The organism is Parafrankia sp. BMG5.11, from assembly GCF_004337455.1.
In genome coordinates this window covers 107,029-130,548 of sequence record NZ_SJXI01000036.1, presented here as the reverse complement: position 1 = coordinate 130,548, position 23,520 = coordinate 107,029, and the positions used below count along the sequence as shown (strand labels likewise).

The 23,520-nt window shown below is 73.3% G+C and carries 17 protein-coding genes; 9 read left to right on the top strand and 8 right to left on the bottom strand.

All coding sequences use genetic code 11. The features are described 5' to 3' along the window. Positions 1 to 373 precede the first annotated feature (373 nt). The 7 genes from E0504_RS24410 (at position 374) to E0504_RS24380 (ending at position 9,072) form a co-directional block, all read left to right on the top strand. Positions 374 to 643 (top strand): hypothetical protein, encoded by a 270-nt coding sequence (locus tag E0504_RS24410; RefSeq protein ID WP_071061661.1) that lies wholly within the window; start codon positions 374 to 376, stop codon positions 641 to 643. A gap of 233 nt (positions 644 to 876) precedes the next feature. Then, positions 877 to 1,539 carry a DUF3000 domain-containing protein gene (locus tag E0504_RS24405; protein ID WP_235014484.1) on the top strand — a complete coding sequence of 221 codons (663 nt, stop codon included), beginning with the start codon at positions 877 to 879 and terminating at the stop codon, positions 1,537 to 1,539. 165 nt (positions 1,540 to 1,704) lie between these two features. Continuing rightward, on the top strand, positions 1,705 to 3,171 hold the full coding sequence (locus E0504_RS24400) for a ribonuclease D (protein WP_235014487.1): 1,467 nt from the start codon (positions 1,705 to 1,707) through the stop codon (positions 3,169 to 3,171). Between the two features lie 165 nt (positions 3,172 to 3,336). Next, positions 3,337 to 4,554, top strand: a complete 1,218-nt coding sequence (locus E0504_RS24395; protein ID WP_112108133.1) for an acetyl-CoA C-acyltransferase — start codon at positions 3,337 to 3,339, stop codon at positions 4,552 to 4,554. Continuing rightward, complete coding sequence (locus E0504_RS24390) at positions 4,551 to 6,719, top strand: 3-hydroxyacyl-CoA dehydrogenase NAD-binding domain-containing protein (RefSeq protein ID WP_131625927.1); 2,169 nt, start codon at positions 4,551 to 4,553, stop codon at positions 6,717 to 6,719. Before E0504_RS24395 ends, E0504_RS24390 begins: the two co-directional genes overlap by 4 nt. A 169-nt stretch (positions 6,720 to 6,888) precedes the next feature. Next, positions 6,889 to 7,401 carry a TetR/AcrR family transcriptional regulator gene (locus E0504_RS24385; protein WP_071061649.1) on the top strand — a complete coding sequence of 171 codons (513 nt, stop codon included), beginning with the start codon at positions 6,889 to 6,891 and terminating at the stop codon, positions 7,399 to 7,401. 150 nt (positions 7,402 to 7,551) lie between these two features. After that, positions 7,552 to 9,072 (top strand): DHA2 family efflux MFS transporter permease subunit, encoded by a 1,521-nt coding sequence (locus E0504_RS24380; protein WP_131625926.1) that lies wholly within the window; start codon positions 7,552 to 7,554, stop codon positions 9,070 to 9,072. A 392-nt stretch (positions 9,073 to 9,464) separates the two neighbouring features. On the opposite strand, the gene E0504_RS24375 is transcribed toward E0504_RS24380, so the two are convergent. The 8 genes from E0504_RS24375 to E0504_RS24340 form a co-directional block, all read right to left on the bottom strand. Continuing rightward, positions 9,465 to 10,547 carry a lysylphosphatidylglycerol synthase domain-containing protein gene (locus E0504_RS24375; protein WP_112108144.1) on the bottom strand — a complete coding sequence of 361 codons (1,083 nt, stop codon included), beginning with the start codon at positions 10,545 to 10,547 and terminating at the stop codon, positions 9,465 to 9,467. Between the two features lie 201 nt (positions 10,548 to 10,748). Continuing rightward, on the bottom strand, positions 10,749 to 12,701 hold the full coding sequence (gene dxs / locus E0504_RS24370) for a 1-deoxy-D-xylulose-5-phosphate synthase (RefSeq protein WP_112108136.1): 1,953 nt from the start codon (positions 12,699 to 12,701) through the stop codon (positions 10,749 to 10,751). 429 nt (positions 12,702 to 13,130) lie between these two features. Then, positions 13,131 to 14,459, bottom strand: coding sequence for a sugar ABC transporter permease (locus tag E0504_RS24365; RefSeq protein WP_131625925.1), 1,329 nt, complete (start codon positions 14,457 to 14,459; stop codon positions 13,131 to 13,133). After that, complete coding sequence (locus E0504_RS24360) at positions 14,456 to 15,238, bottom strand: ATP-binding cassette domain-containing protein (RefSeq protein ID WP_071061785.1); 783 nt, start codon at positions 15,236 to 15,238, stop codon at positions 14,456 to 14,458. The genes E0504_RS24365 and E0504_RS24360 overlap by 4 nt, the downstream gene beginning before the upstream one ends. A 95-nt stretch (positions 15,239 to 15,333) precedes the next feature. Further along, a complete protein-coding gene (locus E0504_RS24355) occupies positions 15,334 to 16,491 on the bottom strand; it encodes a sugar ABC transporter substrate-binding protein (protein WP_083390861.1) in 1,158 nt (385 codons plus the stop codon). A gap of 289 nt (positions 16,492 to 16,780) precedes the next feature. After that, positions 16,781 to 17,986, bottom strand: coding sequence for an ROK family transcriptional regulator (locus tag E0504_RS24350; protein WP_207974589.1), 1,206 nt, complete (start codon positions 17,984 to 17,986; stop codon positions 16,781 to 16,783). Next, positions 17,983 to 19,668, bottom strand: coding sequence for a class I SAM-dependent RNA methyltransferase (locus E0504_RS24345; RefSeq protein ID WP_373693933.1), 1,686 nt, complete (start codon positions 19,666 to 19,668; stop codon positions 17,983 to 17,985). The genes E0504_RS24350 and E0504_RS24345 overlap by 4 nt, the downstream gene beginning before the upstream one ends. Continuing rightward, complete coding sequence (locus tag E0504_RS24340; RefSeq protein WP_112108138.1) at positions 19,665 to 21,860, bottom strand: APC family permease; 2,196 nt, start codon at positions 21,858 to 21,860, stop codon at positions 19,665 to 19,667. The genes E0504_RS24345 and E0504_RS24340 overlap by 4 nt, the downstream gene beginning before the upstream one ends. Before the next feature lie 155 nt (positions 21,861 to 22,015). On the opposite strand from E0504_RS24340, the gene E0504_RS24335 reads away from it, so the two are divergent. Both E0504_RS24335 and E0504_RS24330 read left to right on the top strand, forming a co-directional pair. Next, positions 22,016 to 22,678, top strand: a complete 663-nt coding sequence (locus tag E0504_RS24335; protein ID WP_071061635.1) for a TrkA family potassium uptake protein — start codon at positions 22,016 to 22,018, stop codon at positions 22,676 to 22,678. 58 nt (positions 22,679 to 22,736) lie between these two features. Next, positions 22,737 to 23,516 (top strand): TrkA family potassium uptake protein, encoded by a 780-nt coding sequence (locus E0504_RS24330; RefSeq protein ID WP_235014493.1) that lies wholly within the window; start codon positions 22,737 to 22,739, stop codon positions 23,514 to 23,516. The last annotated feature ends 4 nt before the right edge of the window (positions 23,517 to 23,520 follow it).

The window sequence follows — 23,520 nt, the reverse complement described above, 5'->3', positions numbered from 1 at the left end:
GCCGGCGCTCTGGGTCACCCGTACGCCGAGGTCACCCGCCCGGCGGCGACGAACCACCTCCTTCCACCCCCGAGGGAACGTCGGCCCCGCACCGCGCACAGCCGGCCGCACGCGACACGCCGGTGAGAATGCGCGGAGAACCGCCCTACCCGTGGCACCGTCAGACCGGTCGGAATAGGCGGCAACAATCCGCGATGTCCCGCGTTCAGCCTCCTGACCGACCGGCCGACGGCGGCTGGACGGCGCGCTGACGCGGCCCGCGGGGGGCTGCGCCGCGGTCAGGTTCACGCCACACCCGCCCGCAGGCTGACACCACGCGAACGACGCAGCTACCACGCGAACGACGCAGCCGTGCCCGGGGAGTGATACGCGAGTGGACCAGGTCCTGGTGAGCGCCGACGATCACATCCGCTACTGCGCGGGATGCGCGCGACAGCAACAGTTCGAGCAACCGCCGTGCGAGGACGGCCACAGCGCCGACTGCCCGGAACGTGCCTGTGTCGTGTGCGGCCACGCGATTCTCGTCGGCGCCGCGCCCGCCGCGGTGCCACCGGCGGGTGCCGGGGCCGACCGGCCCGTGACCGTCGTGACCGTTACCGCGCGCCGCGGCGCCGGCCGATCCGATTCCAGGGCCGTGGCGTGAGCCTGCACAGTCCCGCACCACATCCAGGCCTCCCGGGCGACCCGTTCGTCCCGGCCGGCCGGCCGGCGGCGCTCGGCGGGACACGCCCGGCGTCGGCGCAGCCGCCCGAGCAGGCCGTGCCGGCACGGCTCGCCCCGCTGACCCGAAGCGCCCGTTCCCACCCGGAGGGCGCTAAGCGGCACTCTCCGACGTCCGGCCAGCGCGACCAAGGTGCACGCCCTAACGTTGCCGCCATGGGGGGCACGCGGGCACCGAGCGACGCTCCGGCGCTCTTCGTGGCCGCCACCGAGGCGCTGCGGGCGGCGTTGGAGGAGCTGCGGCCGGACGTCGCCGTCCGCGAGATCCCCGCGCCCGCCCGGATCGCTCCCTACGCGTTCGCGCTCGCCGGGGGCCTCACCGGTGACGACGAGGCGGCCTCCGGCCGGTTCGTGCTGCTGTTCGACCCCGATGGGCAGGACGCCTGGGAGGGCACCACCCGGATCGTCTGCTATGCGCGCGCCTCGGTGGACCCGGAGGTCGCCGACGACCCGCTGCTGCCCGGGGTCGCCTGGTCGTGGCTGCGGGAGTCGTTGCAGTCGCACGGCGCCGAGCTCGGCGCCCTCGGCGGGACGGTCACCACCACCTCGTCCCGGCGCTTCGGGGTGCTCGCCACCGACGGCGACAACTTCGACGTCGAGCTCCGGTGTTCCTGGTCACCACGCTGGGCAGGATCGGTGGAGGAAGCCGAGGACCCGACGGTGCCGGAGCCGCCGCACAGCGGGGCCGACGGGGCGGCGCCGTGGGACCCGGCGGACGCTGCCGCGCACCTGCACTCCTTCGCCGACCTGTTGGCCGCGATGGCGGGGCTGCCGCCGCGTCTCTCCGGGGTCGTACCGCTACCTGCCCGCCGCGCCTGAGCAGATCCGAACCTCCCCGTCCGAACACTGCGCACCGGGAATGTCAACGGAGCGCATCCGCGACGACTACCTTGGAGCCACCATCGAACACGAAGCGTATAATTAGTGCGATTGCTCGGCCGACTGGGCTGCCAGGCCGGTCATTCACACGTACCATCGCCGATCGTGACGTCGACGGTTCCTGACTCAACGCACCAGGTCAGTGAGGGTGCGGCGATCGATGCTGCCGCCGCTGTCGAAGAGTCGGCAACCGTACCCATCCCGCTGCTGGAGCCGGCCGGTGGCGTCCCGCCCGTCCTCGACGACCCGCAGGACCTCACCCGCGCCACCGAGCGGCTGGCCGCCGGCACCGGCCCGGTCGCCTTCGACGCCGAGCGCGCCTCCGGTTACCGGTACAGCCAGCGCGCCTACCTCGTCCAGATCAGGCGGGCCGGCGCGGGCACCCTGCTCATCGACCCGATCGCACTGCCCGACCTGAGCGGCGTGCAGGACGCCGTCGGCGACACTGAATGGGTGCTGCACGCCGCCAGCCAGGACCTGCCCTGCCTGGCCGAGCTGGGCCTGCGCCCGAAGACGCTGTTCGACACCGAGCTCGCCGGCCGTCTGCTGGGCTACGAACGGGTGGGGCTGGGCGCCATGGTCGAGCGGGTGCTCGGCTTCGGGCTGGAGAAGGGGCACTCCGCCGCCGACTGGTCGACCCGCCCGCTGCCCGAACCGTGGCTGCGCTACGCCGCTCTCGACGTGGAGCTGCTGGTGGAGCTGCGCGACCAGCTCGAGAGCGAGCTGGTCGCGCAGAACAAGATGGCGTTCGCCCGGCAGGAGTTCGGCGCGATCGCCGCCGCTCCGCCGCGGGAGCCGCGGGCCGAGCCGTGGCGGCGCACGAGCGGGATCCACCGCGCGCGCAGCCGCCGCCAGCTCGCCGCCGTCCGGTCGATGTGGCAGGCCCGAGACCGGGTCGCCCGCGCCCGCGACATCGCGCCGGGCCGGGTGCTGCCCGACAGCGCGATCATGGACGCGGTACTGAAGGTCCCCGAGGACGCCGCCGCGCTGACCCGGCTGCCGATCTTCTCCGGGCAGCGGATGCGGCGCTCGGCGACCACCTGGATGGATGCCCTGCGCGCCGCCGCCGAGATGCCCGAGAACCAGCTGCCGAGCACCGCGGGCCCGGGCGGCGACGGCCTCCCCCCGCAGAACCGCTGGGCGGAACGTGACCCCGTGGCGGCGGCGCGGCTGGCCCGTGTGCGCGCGGCGCTGAACGCGATCGCCGAGGATCAGGGCATGCCGGTGGAGAACCTGCTGGAGCCGGCACTCGCCCGCCGGGTCACCTGGGCTCCCCCGGCCACGCGGGACACCGAGACGGTGACCGCCGCGCTGACCACGGGTGGCGCCCGCCCCTGGCAGGTCGAGCTGACGGCGGCCGCGGTGGCCGCGGCCCTGGTGGACCCGCCCGCGGGCACCGCCGCCGTGCCCGGAGCCACCGGCGGCGAGACCGCCGGCGGCGGAGCGGGCGGCACCGGTTCCGGGACGGCCGGCCGCGGCACCGGTGCCGCGGCGGGCGGCGGGTCCGCGCGGGCGAGAACGCGGCGGACCGGCGGCCGTCCGCCGTCCGGTGGGGAACCCGCCGCGTCCTGATCCGGCCGCACGCGCGGTACGTACCGACCCTTACCTACCCATGGGTAACTCCTGCCGTAGGCTGTTCCCGTCGCGGTCCGGCGCCACTGCGGGCAGCCGGCCCGACACCGTCTGCCGCGGGCCGCGCACGTGCCGCCCACGGGTGAGGCGTCGAGGAGGCCGGTGGTGTTCGTCAGCGCGCAGGGTTCGATCCGTGACGTGGTGTTCGTCGACGGTGTACGCACTCCCTTCGGCAAGGCCAAGGGCGTCTACGCCGAGACCCGGGCCGACGACCTGGTGGTCCGGGTCATCCGCGAGCTGATGCGGCGCAATCCCGCGCTGCCGCCCGAGCGGGTCGACGAGGTCGCGATCGCGGCGACGACCCAGATCGGCGATCAGGGCCTGACCATCGGCCGGGTCGCCGGCATCCTGGCCGGGCTGCCCGAGTCGGTGCCCGGCTACGCCATCGACCGGATGTGCGCGGGCGCGGTGACGGCGGTGACCACCACCGCGTCCGCGATCGCCGTCGGCGCCTACGACATCGCCATCGCCGGCGGCGTCGAGCACATGGGGCGCCATCCGATGGGCGAGGGCGTGGACCCGAACCCGCGGTTCGTCTCCGAGCGTCTCGTCGATTCCTCCGCGCTGGTCATGGGCATGACCGCGGAGAACGTGCACGACCGGTTCCCGGGGATCACCCGGGCCCGGGCGGACGCGTACGCCGCCGCGTCGCAGGCGAAGGCCGCCAAGGCGTACGCGGACGGCAGGATCCAGCCCGACCTCGTCCCCGTCGCCGCGCGGCACGTCGACAGCGGCTGGGAGCTGGTCACCGCGGACGAGCCGCCCCGGCCCGGCACCACCGTCGAGGGCCTCGCCGGGCTGCGGACACCGTTCCGGCCGCACGGGCGGGTCACCGCGGGCAACGCCGCGGGCATCAACGACGGCGCCACCGGCTGCGTGCTCGCCGCCGCGGACGTCGCCGCCGAGCTCGGCCTGACCCGGAAGATGTCGCTGGTCGGGTTCGGGTTCGCCGGTGTGGCGCCCGAGGTCATGGGGGTCGGGCCGATCCCGTCCACGGAGAAGGCGCTGGCCCGCACCGGCCTGAGCATCGACGACATCGGCCTGTTCGAGCTGAACGAGGCCTTCGCCGTGCAGGTGATCGCCTTCCTGGAACACTTCGGCCTCGCCGACGACGACCCGCGGGTCAACCCCTACGGCGGCGCCATCGCGTACGGGCACCCGCTCGCCTCCAGCGGAGTGCGGCTGATGACCCAGCTGGCCCGCCAGTTCGAGGAGCATCCCGAGGTCCGCTACGGGATGACCGCGATGTGCGTGGGCTTCGGCATGGGAGCGACGACGATCTGGGAGAACCCGCACTTCGGCCGAACGGGAGAAGGAGCATGAGCAGCGCCGCGATGACCCTGGAACACCCGGACGAGGTCGTCACGCAGGCCCATGTCCGGTACGCACAACTGCCCGGCGTGAGCGGCCCGGTCGCGCTCATCACCCTGGACAACGGGCAGGACCACACCCGCCCGAGCACCTTCGGCCCGGGCGGGCTGCGGTCGCTGCTCACCGCCGTCGAGGAGATCGAGGCCCACGACCCGCCGGTGGCGGCGGTGGCGGTGACCGGCAAGCCGTTCATCTTCTGCGCCGGCGCGGACCTCTCCTACCGGTCGTCGCTGACCGACCCGGCCGAGGTCCGGCCCAAGCTCACCGCGCTCGGCGAGCTTGGGCACACCGCGCTGCGCCGGGTCGGCGAGGGCCGGCTGGGCGACCGGCGGGTCCCCACCTTCGCGCTGGTCAACGGCGCCACGATGGGCGGCGGCCTGGAGCTGGCGCTGCACTGCGACTACCGGGCGATCTCCGCCGGTGCCGCGCCGATCGCGCTGCCCGAGGTCTTCCTCGGTCTGGTGCCGGCCTGGGGCGGCACCCAGCTGCTGCCGAGCCTGGTCGGCCCGGAGAACGCGGTCACCATCATGATCGACAACGCGCTCAGCCAGAACCGGACGCTGCGCGGCCCCAAGGCGTTCGCGCTCGGCCTCGGTGACGTCCTGCTGGATGCCGCGGACTTCCTCGAGGAGGCGCTGCACTGGGTCGGCCAGGTGCTGCGGGGCGAGGTGGACCCGGCCAAGGGCCGCCGTCCCGTCGAGCGGGGTGCCGCCTGGGCCGCGGCGCTGGAGCGCGGCCGCGTCCTCGCGGACGCCCGGCTGCACGGCGCGGCCCCGGCCGCCTACCGCGCCCTCGAGTTGATGGCCCTGGCGGAGACCGCGGACGCCGACACGGGGTACGCCGCCGAGACGGCGGCGCTGGCCGATCTCGGGTCCAGCGAGGAGCTCGTCGCCGGGCTCTACTCCTTCGACCTGGTGAACCGGCGCGCCAAGCGGCCGGTCGGCGGGCCCGACCGCTCGCTGGCCCGAGCGGTGACCAAGGTCGGCGTGGTCGGCGCGGGGCTGATGGCCAGCCAACTCGGGCTGCTGTTCGCCCAGCGGCTGGAGGTGCCGGTCGTCCTCACCGACCTCGACCAGGCGCGTCTCGACGCGGGAGTCGCACACGTCCACAGCGAGATCGACAACCTGCTGCTGCGCGGGCGGATCTCCCACGACCGCGCGAACCGGCTCAAGGCCTCCGTGACCGGCTCACTGACCAAGGACGCGTTCGCCGACGCCGACCTGATCATCGAGGCCGTCTTCGAGGACATGTCGGTCAAGAAGGCGGTGCTCGCCGAGCTCGAGTCCGTGGTGAAGCCGGAGACGCTGCTGCTCACCAACACCTCGGCCCTCTCGGTGACCGAGATGGCCGCCGACCTGACCCATCCGGAGCGGGTCGCCGGGCTGCACTTCTTCAACCCGGTGGCGGTGCTGCCCCTGGTCGAGGTCGTCCGCACCCCGCGGACCGACGACGCCGCGATCGCGACCACGCTGCAGGTCGCGAAGCAGCTGAAGAAGAACGCGGTGCTGGTCGCGGACGCGCCGGCCTTCGTGGTGAACCGCCTCCTCACCCGGTTCATGGGCGAGGTGCTCGCGGCCACCGAGACCGGAACCCCGATCGAACAGGCCGACGGCGCGCTCGACCCGCTCGGACTGCCGATGTCGCCGCTGGTCCTGCTCTCGCTGGTCGGCCCGCCGGTCGCACTGCACGTGGCCCGGACCCTGCACCAGGCCATGCCCGACCGGTTCCGCACGCCGGACGGCCTGGCGCGGGTCGTGGCCGCCGGGAAGAGCAGCTTCTACACGGCCGGACCGGGCGGCGAGCAGATCGTCGACCCGGAGGTCGCCGATCTCGTCCGGAGCATGGATGACGGCACCGCGCCGACCGCTCGGGAGGGCGCGGCGATGACGCCCGAGCAGGTCCGCGAGGCGGCGCTCTCGGCGCTGGCCCAGGAGATAAGGCTCCTGCTGGACGAGGGCGTCGTGGCCGAGGCGGCGGACGTCGACCTGTGCATGATCCTCGGCGCCGGCTGGCCCTTCCACCTCGGCGGCATCACCCCGTACCTGGACCGCACCGGCATCAGCGAACGCGTGACCGGTCGCCGTTTCAACCCTCCGGGCGTCGCCACCGTCGCCTGATCGGACGGGCACTCCGGGCGGACACCGGCACTGCCCGCCCGGAGTGCCCGTCCGAGGCCGCCGCTCGGATCCGCCGCGCTCCGGGCCGACATTCTCCTTGACTTGGTTATTGAGTGACCACTACCTTGAGGTTGTGGCCCCAAGGACAACCGGCGGCGCCGGCACCCGGATGAGCGCGGAGCAACGACGCGCGGTGGTGCTCGCGGCGGCCGTCGAGGAGTTCGCCCTGGGCGGCCTGACCGGCACGTCCACCGAGGCGATCGCCAGTCGTGCCGGCATCTCCCAGCCCTATCTGTTCCGACTCTTCCCCACCAAGAAGGAACTGTTCCTGGCGGCCGTCCGGGCCACCTTCACCCTGACTCGCGAACGCTTCGAGACCGCGGCGGGCGACCTGGTCGGCGCCGACGCCCTGACGGCGATCGGGTCCGCCTACGACGAGCTGCTCACCGACCGCACCTACCTGCTCATGCAGATGCAGAGCTACGCCTCCTGCGGTGACCCGGACATCCAGGAGGTCACCCGGCAGGGTTTCCGGGACCTGTGGCAGACCGTCGAACGCGTCAGCGGATGCGACGACGAGGAACTGCGCACGTTCTTCGGGCACGGCATGCTGCTCAACGTCGTGGCCGCGATGAACCTGCAGGAGATCGGCGACCGCTGGGCCCGGGAGATCTGCAGCTAGACCGGCCTGGGTCGGCCCACGCCGTTCCAGACCCGCGTTCGCCTCCCTCGCACCCGTTCCACCTGTCCGCACCCTCGCCCACACCACGAATCTAGTGACCAATCACTATCCAACGAAGGTAGTGAGCACTCAAGACCTTGGAGGGAACTCGTGACCGACAAGCGATCCGCCACCGTCTGGACGTTCGTCGTGACGTCCATAACGGCGTTCATGGTGGCCCTGGACAACCTGGTGGTCACCACCGCACTTCCCCAGATCCGCGACGACCTCGGGGCGGGCCTGGAGGGCCTGGAATGGGTGGTGAACGCCTACACGCTGCCGTTCGCGGTGTTGCTGCTGACCGGCGCCGCACTCGGCGACCGGCTCGGGCGGCGGGCCGTGTTCGCCACCGGGCTCGGGGTGTTCACCCTGGGCAGCCTCGGCGCGGCGCTCGCCCCGTCCATCGAGGCGCTCATCGCCGCCCGGGCCATGCAGGGCGTCGGCGCGGCGCTGGTCCTGCCACTGAGCCTGACGCTGCTGTCGGCGGCGGTCCCACCCGAGCGCCGGGGCGCCGCGCTCGGCGTGTGGGGGGCGATGTCCGGGCTTGCCGTGGCCGTCGGGCCCCTGGTCGGTGGCGCGATCACCGAGGGGGCGAGCTGGCAGTGGATCTTCTGGCTGAACGTGCCGATCGGCCTGGTGACGGTCCCGCTCGCGCTGCGCAGGCTCACGGAGTCCCGCGGGCCGGCCGGACGGCTGGACCTGCCGGGGGTCGCGATCATCTCCGCCGGGCTGCTCGGCGTCACACTCGGGCTGGTCCGCGGTGAGAGCCACGGGTGGACGAGCCCGGCCGTCCTGACGTCACTGCTGGCCGGCGCGGCCGGGGTCGGCGCCTTCATCGCCTGGGAGCGGCGCGTGGCCCGGCGCGGCGGGAGCCCCATGCTGCCGATGGCCCTGTTCCGCCGCCGCGGGTTCGCGGCGGTGAACGCCGTGTCGCTGCTGTTCTCGGTCGGCATGTTCGGGTCGATCTTCCTGTTGGCGCAGGCCCTGCAGAACGTCTTCGACTACTCGCCCCTCGAGGCCGGCATCCGCACGCTGCCCTGGACGGCGATGCCCCTGCTGATCGCCCCGATCGCCGGACCGCTCTCGGATCGGATCGGCGGGCGCCCGCTGATCGTGGCCGGTATGGCGATCGAGGCCGTGAGCCTGGCCTGGCTCGCGACGATCCTGGACACCGGGGCCGACTACGCCGGGCTCGTCCCGCCCTTCGTCCTGGCCGGTGTGGGCATGGCGCTGTTCTTCGTTCCGGTCGCGTCGGTGGCCCTCGGTTCGGTCCCGGCGGAGCAGGAGGGTCTCGCCTCCGGCACGAACAACGCGATGCGCGAGCTCGGCGGCGTCCTGGGGGTCGCGGTGCTGGCCTCGGTCTTCGCCGCGAACGGCGGCTACGGGAGCCCGGGGGCGTTCGTGGACGGCACCCGGCCCGCGCTGTGGGTGGGGGCGGCCGTCCTGCTCACCGCCGCGGCAGTGGCCACGCTGCTGCCGTCGCCCACGAGGACGGCAGCGCCCGCGAGGACGGCAGCATCCGCGACGCCTGCGGCACCCGCCACGCCCGCGGCAGCCGCCACGCCCGCGGCAGCCGCCACGCCCGCGGCACCCCGGGCCCTGCCCGTGGTCGGCCGGCCGTCGTCCGTCTGAAGCGGGTCCGGGTACGGATCACCGACCACGGTGATCCGTACCCGGACGTCGTTTGCGCCCGCCTGCGGAGAATCGATACTCGGCGGCGCGATCAGTAGCTGGATCCCACCGATTCGCCCCGGTTCACGGCATCAGTCGGAACAGGCCACCGACAAAAACCCACCCGGCGCATCAGGCCGCCGAAGCCCCCCAGGACAAAAGCATCACCGGCCGCTTCAACGCTGAGCGTCACCTCCGGCGAAAAAGCTGGGGCGCCACAGTTTCCTGAACTCCGCCCGTAGGACACCCGATCGATGATCCGAATACGGAGGACATCGCTCTGGGCACCTCACCGGTCACGCTTCCGATCATTGACGGTGCGGAACGGCGACATTCCCACGCCGGTGCGCGGGTCAGCGGTTACTCGGCGCCGGCTGGGCGACGGCCGCGGCGCCCCCGGCCCGTGGGCCGGCCTGGCCCGACCCGGCGAGGTCCTCCGGCCTACTGGCGACCGCCTCGCCACGCGGGCGCAGCGCCACCCCGACCAGCGCCCAGACGATGTCGGCGACCGTGGCGAGCAGGCGCGCGACAAGAGCGATCAGCGTCGACGGGCCACTCGGCAGCGCCGGGGCCAGGGCAAGCACCAGTACGGCCTCGCGCACGCCCGCGCCCGCGGGCAGGACGAGCACCAGGAAGCCCGCGGTCCAGGCCAGGGCGTAGGCGCCGACGCACAGCGCCACCAGCCGGGCGCCGCCGACCTCCGGCTGCAGGTCACGGACCAGCAGCCAGGTCCCCACGCCGTAGCAGGCGAAGCTGCCCAGCAGCCAGCCGGCGCCGACGGCGATGGGGCGGGCGGTCAGCGGCTCGGTCAGCGGCGGGCGGCGCAGCAGCCGGAACGCGACCGCCAGCAGTCTGGCGAGCACCGGAGGGTAGAGCACCACCGCGAAGACGGGCACCACCGCCAGCGCCCACCAGTAGTCGGCGAGCGCGTCGCGGGAGGAGAAGGGCAGGGTGACGGCCGCAGCCAGACCGCCGCAGGGCACCGCCAGCGCGAGCACCACAAGACTCGCCAGGGCCGACTTCGGCCGGGAGACCCCGTAGTCGCGGGAGAGCTCCATCTGGGCGAGGACGGGCCACACACTGCCCGGAATGTACTTACCGATCTGGCCGACGCAGAAGATCCGGACGGCGGCGCGCAGCGGCAGCAGCGCACCGAGCCCGGCGAGCACGGCACGCCAGGACAGGACGGTGGCGCCGACCGCGAGCGTCGTCGCCACGCCGGAGCCGACGACACCGAGAACGGTCAGGTCGCCCAGCGAGTCCCGGACGTCGTTCCACTGGCCGACCAGCGCCACGACCAGAAGCGCGGCGGCGAGCACCAGGGCTGCGCGGACCACCCACCACCGCACGCCCCGACGGGCGGCGGGGGCAGCCGGTTCCTCCGCCGGGCGGGCCTCGTCGGGGCCCGCCGCCGGTGCGACGGCGGGCCCACGCACGACGTCCCCGCCAGCCATGGCGGACGGGGATTCGCGGTGCGCGGGACGCCGACTCACCGGGTCAGCCTAAGGCGTCCACCGGACGGCACCCGCGCCGGGCGCACACGGGCGCGACCCGGCCCCGCGCCGGTCAGGCCTGGCCGGTCCAGGCCCGGCCGGTCGTGACCGGCCGAGCGGGCCCTGCCGGTCAGGCCCGGCCGGTCAGGCCTGACCGCCGCCGGCGGGGGTCTGGTTGGACTCGTCCGCGCCGACCTCGTCGCCCATGAGGGCGTGCTGGCGCTTGGCGACCGCCTCGATCACCTTGCGGGCCAGGTCCTGCGGGGCGAGGCCGACCTCGGCCAGCACGTCGTCGCGCTTGCCGTGGTCGAGGAAGCGCTGGGCGACCCCGAACTCACGCACCGGGACGTCGACGTCGGCGTCCCGCAGCAGCTGCGCGACGCAGGCACCGACGCCACCGACCCGCCCGTTGTCCTCGACGGTGACGACGAGGTCGTGGTCACGGGCGAGGTCGACCAGCGCCGGGTCGAGCGGCTTGACCCACCGCGGGTCGACCACGGTGATGCCGATGCCCTGGCTGGCGACACGCTCGGCGACGTCCAGACAGGTCGGGGCCATCGCGCCGATCGAGACGAGCAGCACCTCGCGGTGCCGCGCGGCCGCCGGCGCCCGGTAGAGGACGTCGACCCCGCCGACCTGGTCGATCGCCGGGGAGTCCGCGGCGACCTTGCCCTTGGGGTAACGCACGACCGTCGGGCCGTCGGTGTTGGAGACCGCCTCGTCGAGCTCGGCGCGCAGGGTCGCGGCGTCACGCGGGGCGGCGATCGCCAGACCCGGCACGACCTGCAGGAAGGACATGTCCCACATGCCGTTGTGGGACGCGCCGTCCTCGCCGGTGATCCCGGCGCGGTCGAGCACGAAGGTCACCGGCTGGCGGTGCATGGCGACGTCCATGAGGACCTGGTCGAAGGCGCGGTTCAGGAACGTCGCGTAGATACACACGACGGGCTTGAGACCGCCCATGGCCAGGCCGGCGGCCGAGGTGACCGCGTGCTGCTCGGCGATGCCGACGTCGAAGACCCGGTCCGGGAAGGCCTTGGCGAACGACTTCAGGCCGACCGGCTGGAGCATCGCCGCGGTCATGGTGACCACGTCGGGCCGCTCGGAACCGATCCGGACGATCTCCTCGGAGAAGATCGAGGTCCAGGTGGCGCCCTTGGCTGCCGACTTCGGCTTACCGGTCAGCGGGTCGATGACGCCGACGGCGTGGAAGTTGTCGGCGTCGTCCTGCTCGGCCGCCGGGTACCCGAAGCCCTTGCGGGTCATGGCGTGGACGATCACCGGGCCACCGAAGTCCTTGGCCCGGCGCAGCGCCGACTCCATGGCGACCACGTCGTGGCCGTCGACCGGGCCGACGTACTTCAGCCCGAGGTCCTCGAACATGCCCTGCGGGGTGACGACGTCCTTGATGCCCTTCTTGATGCCGTGCAGGGCGTCGAACAGCGGCGCGCCGACGAGCGGGGTGCGGCCCAGCACCTGCTTGACGACGTCCAGGACCTGCTCGTACTCGGGCGCCAGGCGCAGCGACGCGAGGTGGTCGGCGAGGCCGCCGATGGTGGGTGAGTAGGACCGGCCGTTGTCGTTGACGACGATGACGACCTGCCGGTCGCTGGCGGCGATGTTGTTCAGCGCCTCCCAGCACATTCCGCCGGTCAGCGCCCCGTCGCCGACGACCGCGACGACGGCCCGGTTCTCCCCGCGCAGCTCGTAGGCGCGGGACAGCCCGTCGGCGTACGACAGCGCCGTGGAGGCGTGCGAGTTCTCGATGATGTCGTGCTCGGACTCGGCCTGGCTCGGGTAGCCGGAGAGCCCGCCGCGCTGACGGAGGCGGTCGAACTGCTCCCGGCGGCCGGTCAGAATCTTGTGAACATAGGACTGGTGGCCCGTGTCCCAGAGGACACGGTCGAATGGTGAATCGAACACTCGGTGGATTGCGAGAGTCAGTTCTACAGCGCCCAGATTCGGCCCTAGGTGGCCGCCTGTGCGGGCAACCGCGTGGATGAGGAAATCACGGATCTCAGCCGCGAGCGTCACCAGCTCCTCATGGTCGAGGCGCTTGACGTCCTGCGGGCTGTCGATCGTCGACAGAAGCGACACGGCGTGCTCTCCCTCCCCCGAAAGGGGATCGGTCCGGGTCCGGCAAAGTCTACGCAGGGCACCCCGGGCTCCGCAGACAGGCTCCCGACATGTGAGCTGCCCGAAGAGCGTCAGATATTTCGCCGGGTCGCGGTAGAATCCACCTCCCCGTTGTCGGTAATGTGCGACGAGTAGTCGGTGAAGAGAGCCCGGGAACCAGGCATGACGCGTCGGAGGGCCTGGCGTGCGGCCCCACGCCGGGCCGCTCCCGACGCCACAAGGGCCCGCCGGCGGGGCTTTTTTCCCGGGCCGGCGGGCCCTTCGCACGAACGCTGCTGGGTCTGTCATCTTGTTGTCACGTCGCCGTCACATGTGAACGGCCGTTATGGGCACCCCTGATCGGCTCGCTCGCGATTACACACGGTCAGCGCCGTTGGGGACTCGGGCGGCTCACCCGCGGCCACTCGCCTGCCTCCCCCGGCGCGCGGCCGCGTCCAGAAGCACCGCGGCGAGCAGGACCGACCCGGTGATGATGAACTTGACCGACTGGTCGAGACCGAGCAGGTCCATCCCGTTGGCGATCGAACCGATCACCAGGATGCCGAGCAGCGCCGACCAGGCTCGACCGCGCCCGCCGAACAGGCTCGTCCCGCCGATCACCGCCGCGGCGATCGCGTTGAGCAGCGTGTCGCTGCCGCCGGAGGCCTGCGTGACGCTCGTCAGCCGCGCGGCGGCGAGGACACCGCCGACGCCGGCCAGGCAGGACGCGGCGGCGAACGCCGAGACGCGCAGCGCGCGCACGTTGATGCCGGCCCTGCGCGCCGCTTCGACGTTGCCGCCGACGGCGTACAGGTGGCGGCCGTAGCTGGTGCGCCGCGAAACCAGGTCCACCAGCAGCACCAGGCAGCCGAAGATCAGCAGCGCCAGCGGCAGCCCGCGGTCGTCGTTGAGGATCGCCACCGCCGCGATGAGCGCGCCGCCCACGACGACCACCCGCACCGCGACCTCCGCGATCGGGCGGGGCCGCAGCCCGGCCCGACGGCGGCCGCGGACCTCGGCGAGCTGGGCACCGGCATACCCGGCCACGGCGATCCCGGCGATCACCCATCCGGTGGCGTCGGTGAAGAAGGTGGACGTCAGCTTCGTGATCTCGCTGTCCGGCAGGTTGAGCGATCCGTCCCGGCCGAGCACCTTGAGCTGCACGCCCTGCCAGGCGATGAAGCCCGCCAGCGTCACGACGAAGGACGGGACGCCGAACACGGCGAACAGGCTGCCCTGCAGGGCACCTACGGCGGCGCCGACGACCAGCGCGGCCACGATCGCCAGAACCGGCGCCCACCCGTGGCGCACCGACAGCACCGCCATGACCGACGCGCACAGCCCACTGACCCAGCCGACCGACAGGTCGATCTCGCCGAGCAGCAGGACGAGGAAGACGCCGGTGGCGATCGTCCCGGTCGCGGCGACCTGCAGTGCGAGGTTCGTGAGGTTGTAGGAGGTGAGGAAGTTCGAGTTCTGGAACTGGAAGATCGTCCAGATCACGACGAGCCCGACGATGACCGGTAGCGAGCCGAGCTCGCCCGCGCGCACGTGGCGCAGCGCCGAGTCCGCCAGGCCGCGCAGGCCCGGGCCGGCGAAGAGCAGGCGCGGGTCGACCGCCGCGTCACCCCGCCCGGGCGCGACGACACCGACCGCCCCCGCGGCGGGAACCGGCTGGGCGGGGTTCGACTGGGCGGAGCCGGCTGCGGGCTCGGCGGCGCCGGGCGCGAGCTCACTCATCGCGAACGCACCTCCGCCCGGCCCGTCCCGTGGGCCGTGTCGGCGCCGGTGATCGCGGCCACGACGTCCTCCCGGGAGGCGGAGCCGATGTCGAACGTGCCGGCGTTGCGGCCGAGCCGGAGCACCGCGACGCGGTCGCACACGGCGAAGACGTCCGCGAGGTTGTGGCTGATCACGAGTACGGCCAGGCCGCGCTCGCGCAGCCGGACGATGAGGTCGAGCACCTGCTCGGTCTGCGCCACGCCCAGCGCGGCGGTCGGCTCGTCGAGCAGGACCACCGCCGGATCACCGAGCAGCGAGCGCGCGATCGCGACGGACTGCCGCTGGCCGCCGGACAGCGACGCCACCGGGATGCGCACGCTCGGGATGCTCACCGCCAGGGTGCGCAGGAGGTCCAGCGCGCTGCGCTCCATGCCGATCTCGTCGAGCGCGCCGGCGAACCGGCCCAGCCGGCGGCGCCGCTCGCGGCCGAGGAAGAGGTTGTTGACGACGTCGAGGTTGTCGCAGAGCGCGAGATCCTGGTAGACGGTCGCGATCCCGAGAGCCACCGCGTCCTGCGGGCGCTCGAGGCGTGCCGGGCGGCCGGCGAACCAGATCTCCCCGCCGGTCGGCGGCGAGACGCCGGAGATGCACTTGACCAGCGTGGACTTGCCGGCGCCGTTGTCGCCGACGAGGGCGAGCGCCTCCCCGGCGCGCAGGTCCAGGTCGACGTCGGTGAGCGCCTGCACCGCGCCGAAACGCTTGGAGATCCCACGTAGGGACAACACCAGATCGGACATGACGGGCCCGTGCCTTCCAGGAACAGCCACGAGGGGATCCGCGGTGAGCCGCCGGCAAAGCAGCTCACCGCGGATCCCAGGGACGGGACGCGAGGTCAGGAGATGCCGGCGGACGCGCAGGCCGTCGCGTACGTGCCGGCACACAGGTCGGCCTTGGCGAGGAAGCCGTCCTTCACCACCGTCTCGGCGACGGTGTCCCGGGTGACCGCGACCGGTTCCAGCAGGACGGAGGGAACCTGACCGTTGCCGTTGTCGACGCGCCCGGTCGCGATCGTGTCGACGGGCTCACCGCGCAGCAGCGCGAGCGCCAGGTCGGCCGCCTGCTCCGCCTCGGGGCGGATGGCCTTGTAGACGGTCATGTGCTGATCTCCGGCGAGTACGCGCTGTACCCCGGCGAGTTCGGCGTCCTGGCCGGTGACGGGCGGCAGCGGCGTCACGTTCGCCCGGCGCAGCGCGGCGACCACGGCGCCGGCCATGCCGTCGTTCGCGGCGTAGACCCCGACGATGTTCTCCCGGCCGACGGTGGTGATCGCCTGGTCCATCTCCCGACCGGCGGTGTCGGGAGACCAGTCGGGGGTGAACGTGTCGAAGCCGATCGTCACCTTGCCCTCCAGGACCGACAGCGCGCCGTCCTTGAACTGCTGGGCGTTCGGGTCGTCCTGCGAGCCGTTGATCATGATGACCTTGCCGGCGCCGGCCCGGTCGCCGATCGCGTCGAGGAGCGACTGGCCCTGCAACTGGCCGACCTTCTCGTTGTCGAAGGAGACGTAGGCGTCGACGGGCGCCTTCTGGATGAGCCGGTCGTAGGAGACCACGCGCACGCCACGGTCCCGCGCGTTGCGGGCGATCACCGCCGCGGCCTCGCCGTCCACCGGGTCCAGGACGAGGACCTTGGCGCCGTTGGTCATGGCCTGCTCGGCCTGGTTCTGCTGGGCGGCCGAGTCCTGGTCGGCGTTCGAGTACAGCACCTTGCAGTCGGGGCAGATCTTCGCCATCCGCGCCTCGAAGTAGGGGCGGTCGGCCGATTCGTAGCGGGTCGTCTGGGTCTCGGGTAACAGGAGCGCGATGGTTCCGCTCTCGGATCCTCCCTGGGGCGCCTCGTCATCGGACGAGTCCGACGTGCATCCCACGGCGGCCAGCACGACCATGACCGCCACCGACGCGGCCGCGAAAAGGCGACCTCGCCGTCTCCCCGCATGGCCGCGCATCCGACCGCGCCGAGGTACCCCGTCGTCGAGCGAGTTGTCTGCCACGCGCCCCTCCCGAGTTCGCTGCTGCGTGCCGGAGCGAACCGGTCACGCTCTGGTGGCAGTCTGCGGAGAGGATGACTTTGCCGTCAAGACTTGAATACAAGGATTAGGTCCGCAAAGTTTCTCATTCATGTTCCGATGGCATCACGACCCGAAGGAACAGATCGGCGACTCAGGGTCGCGGCGGTGGGGCCGGAACACGCCCTGAGCTGGTACTCCGGAGCTGGGCCTGCGCGGACGCGCCCGTCAGGCCGGAGGGGTCAGCGCGGCGCCGGTCAGGATTGGCGCCCGGTCAGCGCGGGATCGGCTCGCCCTCGCGCAGCACCAGCGCGAGGGCGCCGAGGACCTCCGCACGCTCGCCGAGCACGCCGGCCACGATTGTCGGGACGGCCGCCGGAACGGCGAAGCGGTGCACCACCTGGCGCATCGGTTCCAACAGGGTCTCCCCCGCCGCCGCGAGGTCGCCGCCCACGACGATCATCTGGGGGTTCAGCAGGTTGCACAGGTTCGCGGCCGCGTTCCCGATGGCCCGGCCGGCGTCCGAGACCACGCGGGCGCATCCCGCGTCACCGGCGACCGCGCGGTCGATCATCCCGCGCACGGTGAGGTCCGGCCCGTGGCTCGTGCGCAGCGACTCGAGCAGCACCGACGTTCCGACGATCGTCTCCAGGCAGCCGCGGTTTCCGCAGCGGCAGACCGAGCCGTTCTCGTCCAGCGTGGTATGCTCGATCTCGCCCGCGGTTCCCGCTCCGCCGCGGTGGACGCGCCCGTCGATGACCAGGCCGGAGCCGACGCCGGTGGAGGCCTTGAGGTAGGCGAGGTCGCGGACGCCCTGGCCGGCGCCCCAGTGCAGTTCGGCGAGGGCACCGAGGTTGGCGTCGTTGTCGACCCGGACGGGCAGCCCGAGCCGCTCCGACATCTGCGCGGCGGCGGGCACGCCGACCCATCCGGGCAGGATCGCCGAGGATCCGACGGCGCCGGTGACCGCGTCGATCGGGCCGGGCAGGCCCATGCCCACGCCGACCACGTCCGCCCGGTCGACGGTGAGCCGCCCGAGCAGGTCGTCGACCAGCCGGCCGGCCGTCGCGATGCCCTCCTGGGCCTGGTGATCGACGTCGATGTCGACGACGTCCTCGGCCAGCACCTCGTGCGCGAGGTCGCCGATGGCGACCCGCAGGTGGCGGTGGCCGAAGTCGAGCCCGATCACGACTCCGGACCGCCGCGACAGCGACACCCGGACCGCCCGCCGCCCGCCGCTCACCGCGGGGCGCGCGTCGACGTCCCCACTCTCGCGGAGCTCACCGACGATGTTGGAGACGGTCGCCGGGGACAGCCCGGTCAGCCGCGCGATCTCCGCCTGGGCGAGGCTGCCCTCCCGCCGCAGCACGCCCAGGACCCGGTCCCGGTTGGCGGCGCGCAGCGACGACTGGGAGCCGGGCGGCGTTCGGGGCATGAACACAAAGCCTTGCGGCGCGGCCACGTGGCCGTCAACGGTCATCGCGGTAGCGCCGTGCTGCCCGTGCCTGGCCGGGCCGGCTCCACGGAGCCGGCCGCGTCCTCGGAGCCGGCCGCGTCCTCGGAGCCGGTCGCGCCCGCGGCACCGGTCGCGCCCGCGGGCGCGGGCTCCAAGGTCGCCACGCACTCCACGTGCGAGGTCATCGGGAACAGGTCGAACGCGCGGAGCTCGGTGAGCCGATACCCCTCGCCCGCCGCGACCGCCACGTCCCGCGCGAGCGCGGCGGGGTCGCAGGCCACGTAGACGACCCGGCGCGGCCGGTGCGCGAGGAGCTCGGTCATGACCTCACGACCCGCGCCGGTCCGCGGCGGGTCGAGCACCGCGACGTCCACCGCCCGCCGGGCCGGGCCGGGCGTGGCGCCGCCGGCCGGGAGGCCGTCGGCGGGCGCGGCCGGCTGGTCCGCCGCGCCGACGAGGCCGCGGACCGTCGCCGGGGTCACCCGCAGGGAACGCAGCGACACCCAGGGCAGATCCGCCAGGCTCCGCGCGGCGGAGCGGACGGCGGCCTCGTCGGATTCCAGCGCGATGACCCGCCCGGTCGGTCCGACCGCCTCGGCGAGGAACGCGGCGAACAGCCCCGCCCCGCAGTACAGGTCGAGGGCCGTGTCCCCCGCCGCGGCCGCGGCCGCCTCGCGCACCGCGGCGACCAGCGTCGCCGCGGCGGCCGGGTGGACCTGCCAGAAGACCCCCGGCTCCAGCCGGAACTCGCGGCCTTCGACCGTCTCGACCACCTCGACCGGCGCCGGCTCGCCGCGGTCAGGACCGGGGCCCTCGGCGTCGGCGGCGAGGCCGGTCTCGGTGACGCGCCACCCGCCGGACCGCGTCGAGTACGCCACGGCGTCGCCGGGCATCGCCACAAGCTCCACCGCCTGGCCGGTCACCTCGGGCGAGCCGTCGCCGGTCAGGAAGACCGGGTCTGCGATCACCCGGGCGAGCAGCGGATGAGCGATCTTGCAGTCGGGAGTGGGCACCACCTCGTGGGAGCGGTGCGCGCGCAGCCCGACGCCGCCGTCGGGCGTCCGCGAGAAGCGCATCCTGGTGCGCCAGCCCAGCCCGTCGGGCCCCTCCGACGGCAACGCCTCGACCAGCACGGCGCGCTCGAGGCCGGCCAGCCGCCGCAGCGCGTCCTCGACCACCCGTGCCTTGAGCCGGCGCTGCGCGGCGGGCGTGGCGTGCTGCCAGTCGCACCCTCCGCACCCGCCGGGACGCGCGTGCGGGCAGGGGGGCGCCACCCGGTCCGGGGAGGCGACGAGGATCTCGACGGCGTCGGCGCGCCAGTAACGGTCGTGGGAGACGTCGGTGATCCGGACCCGTACCCGCTCGCCGGGCAGCGCGTGACGCACGAACACGACCCGACCGCCGGCGCGGGCCACACAGAGCCCACGGTGCGCGACCGGGCCGACGTCAAGCTCCACCAGTTCGCTGGGCGGGACGGGGACGGGACGCGTCACCCCGCCCACCCTGTCGGTCCGGTCTCGATCGGCCCGCTCCGGCCGGTCCCGGCTGGTATCGCCGGCGCGGTCCCGGGCGGCGTCGCCGGCGCGGTCCCGGGCGGCGTCGCCGGCGCGGTGCCGGACCGGCCGTCCGGTCCGCTCCGCCGTGCCGTCCGGTGCCGTGGGGTGTCGCCTGGTCCCGCTGGACGGCCGCGCCGGGCGCCCGCTCACGGGGCATCCCCGGGCGGCGCCGCGTTTGAACTGGCCGGCGGGTTCGCGGTCACGGCGGCGTCACCGCCACCAGCGCTCCCCGGCCCCGGCCCCCGGTGCCCGGGCCGGAAGTGCCCGGGCGGGGCCGCGCTGCCCCGTCTGACCGCGCCCGCGCCGACCGACTCCTGCCTGGTCTGCGCGTGCGAGCTGGACGCGAGCTGCCACGGGACACTGATCATCATCACCCCGGGCTGGAAGAGCAGCCGGGCCTTGAGCCGCAGCGCGCTCTGGTTGTGTAGCAGGTGCTCCCACCAGCGCCCGACGACGTACTCCGGGACGAACACCGCGGTCACGTCGCGCGGGCTCTCCCGCCGGATGCGGGCGACGTAGTCGAGGACCGGGCGGGTCACCTCCCGGTACGGCGACGCCAGTACAACGAGATCGATCTTGATACCGCGTTCCTCCCAGGCCTGGCGCAGCCGTTCCGTCTCGGCCGGGTCGACGGCCACGGTGACGGCGACCAGCGTGTGCGGCTTCGTGGCCTTCGCGTAGGCCAGCGCGCGCAGGGTCGGCGCGTGCATCTTGCTGACCAGGACCACCCCGTGCACCCGGGACGGCAGGGTCGGCGGCCCGGGCTCGGGCGTCAGCTCGGTGGCGACCCGGTCGTAGTGCCGGTGGATGGCCTGCATGCCCAGGTAGATCACCGGGATCGCGATGCAGACGATCCAGGCCCCGCGGGTGAACTTGGTGAGCAGCACGAGGATGAGCACGGCCCCGGTCAGGCACGCCCCGAGGAAGCTGATGGCCTGGTAGCGGCGGATCCTGCGGCGCATGCTCGCGTCCAGCGGCACGCCGCCGGCCAGCGGGTCACCATTCCGCTCGCCACCGTGCTCGGCCCTCCGCCCGCCGCCCGCCACCAGCGGGGCGGAGCCGTCGGGAGCGGCCGGGTCGGATTCGCGCAGCAGGCGCGCCCAGTGCCGGACCATCCCGGTCTGGCTGAGGGTGAACGAGATGAACACACCGAGGATGTAGAGCTGGATCAGCGCCGTGACCTGCGCGTCGAACACGACGATGAGCAGGATCGCGAACCCGGCCAGCAGCACGATCCCGTTGGAGTAGGCGAGCCGGTCGCCGCGGGTGTGCAGCTGGCGGGGCAGGTAGCCGTCGCGCGCGAGGATCGAGCCGAGCACCGGGAAGCCGTTGAAGGCGGTGTTGGCCGCCAGAATGAGGATGAGCGTGGTCACCGCGGCCACGTAGATGAAGCCCACCGAGCCGTCCCCGAACACCGCGGCCGCGATCTGGGCGACGACGGTCCGCTGCTCGCCGTGCGCCCCGATGAGGTCCGCCGGGTTCTCGGCGATGTGGACGTCCGAGATGAGGGCCAGCGCCGTCACGCCGACGAACATGGTGACGGCGATGACGCCCATCATCAGCAGCGTGGTGGCGGCGTTGCGGCTCTTCGGCCGGCGGAAGGCGGGCACGCCGTTGCTGATCGCCTCGACACCCGTCAGCGCCGTGCAGCCCGACGCGAAGGCGCGCAGAACCAGGAAGAGCAGGGCCAGGCCGGCGAAGTTCTGCTCCGCGTGGACCTCATAACCGGCGCTCTCGGCCCGCGGTGCGTCCCCGAAGACGGTCTGCACCAGCCCCGTCACGATCATCACGAGGATGCCGAGGATGAACGCGTAGGACGGCGCGGCGAACGCCGACCCGGACTCACGCACACCGCGCAGGTTGACCAGCGTGAGCAGCACGACCAGGAGGCTGGCGATGAGCACCTTGTGCTCGGCGAGCCCCGTCGCCGCCGATGTCAGGTTCGCGACACCCGCGGACACCGACACGGCGACGGTGAGCACGTAGTCCACCAGCAGGGCACTGCCGACCATCAGGCCGGCGCGGGGGCCGAGGTTGACCGAGGCCACCTCATAGTCGCCGCCGCCGCTGGGGTAGGCGTGCACGTTCTGCCGGTACGACGCCACCACGGTCAGCATGAGGATCACGACCGCGCCCGCGATCCACGGCGTGTAGTGCAGCAGCGTGAGTCCGCCGAGCGCGAGGACGAGAAGGATCTCCTCCGACGCGTAGGAGACCGATGAGAGCGCGTCGCTGGCGAACACGGGGAGCGCGACCCGCTTGGGCAGCAATGTCTCACCGAGTCGGTCCGAGCCGATGGGGCGACCGACGAATCCGCGCTTCAGTCGGTCTGTGAGCGCCACGCGGCGATGCTACCGACCCCGATCCCACCTCCCCAGTGTGTGTGACGTGGCGCACTCCAACCCGGCCATAGCGGCACACGTGCCCGATGAGCTGCCAGGACGGGTGGCCGACAGACATCGACCGGGCAACCCCGATCGGACTACGCTCACCTCCCGTGCACGTCGTGATCCTCGGCTGCGGCCGGGTCGGCTCATCCCTGGCTGGTGCCGTCGAGCGGCTCGGCCACTCGGTGGCCGTCATCGACCAGAACCCGGCCGCGTTCAATCGCCTGTCGGCCGGCTTCGGCGGACGGGCGGTGACCGGCATGGGCTTCGACCGGGACACCCTCGTCGAGGCCGGCATCGCCGGGGCGGCCGCGTTCGCCGCGGTCTCCAGCGGGGACAACTCGAACATCATCTCCGCCCGGGTCGCCCGGGAGATGTTCGGCGTGGAGCGGGTGGTGGCCCGCATCTACGACCCCCGGCGGGCCGAGGTCTACGAACGCCTCGGCATCCCCACCGTCGCCACGGTGCGCTGGACGCGCGACCAGATCCTCGGTCGTCTCGTCCCGGACGCCGTCACCCCCGAGTGGACGGACACGTCCGGCTCGGTGCTGCTCACGGCGGTCACGCCGGCGCGCGGCTGGGTGGGACGGCGGCTCGCCGAGCTGGAGTCCCGGGCCGAGGTCAGGGTGGCGTGCGTGACCCGGTTCGGCGACGGCCTGCTCCCCGACGGGCGGACCATGGTGCAGGACGGCGACGTCCTGCACATCGCGGTCGCCAAGGCGCGGGCCACCGAGGCGGACGCGATCATCCGCACCGGCCCCGACCACGACTGACGACGCGGGCACCACTGGCGACGCCGGCACGACTGACGACGAGAGACGAGGACCTGCGATGACCGCGGATCCGGACGCGCGTACCGGGGGCACCGAACAGGACGGGGCCGCCGAGCGGAGCGGGACGGCGAACCGGCGGGTGGCGATCGCGGGCGCCGGCAAGGTCGGCCGCTCGATCGCCGCGGAACTGCTGGAGAACGGCTCCGAGGTGCTCATCATCGAGCGCGACCCGAACAAGATCCGCCGGGACGCGCTGCCCGCGGCGGACTGGCTGCTCGCCGACGCCTGCGAGCTGTCCTCCCTCGACGGCGCCGGCCTGGACTGCTGCGCGGTGATGGTCGCCGCCACCGGCGACGACAAGGTCAACCTCGTGGTCTCGCTGTTGGCGAAGACCGAGTTCGGCGTGCCCAGGGTGGTCGCGCGGGTCAACCATCCCAAGAACGAGTGGCTGTTCACCGAGTCCTGGGGCGTCGACGTGGCGGTGTCCGCGCCGCGCATGCTGACCGCGCTGGTCGAGGAGGCGGTGAGCGTCGGTGACCTGGTGCGCCTGATGAAGTTCCGCCAGGGCGACGCCTCCCTCGTCGAGCTCACCCTGACCGCGGACGCGCCCGTCGTGGGCCGGCGGCTGGGCGACGTCGACCTCCCACCGGACTCCGCCGTCGTCGTGATCCTGCGGGACGGCAACGCGGTGGTCCCGTCACCGGACAGCACGCTCGAGCCGGGCGACGAGGTGCTGGCCGTCGCGACCACGAGCGAGGCCGAGGAGAGCCTCGCGGCGCTGCTCGGCGCCGTCCCCGCCGACGCCAGCCGGAACCAGCGCGTCTCCGGGGTGCTCTAGCCGA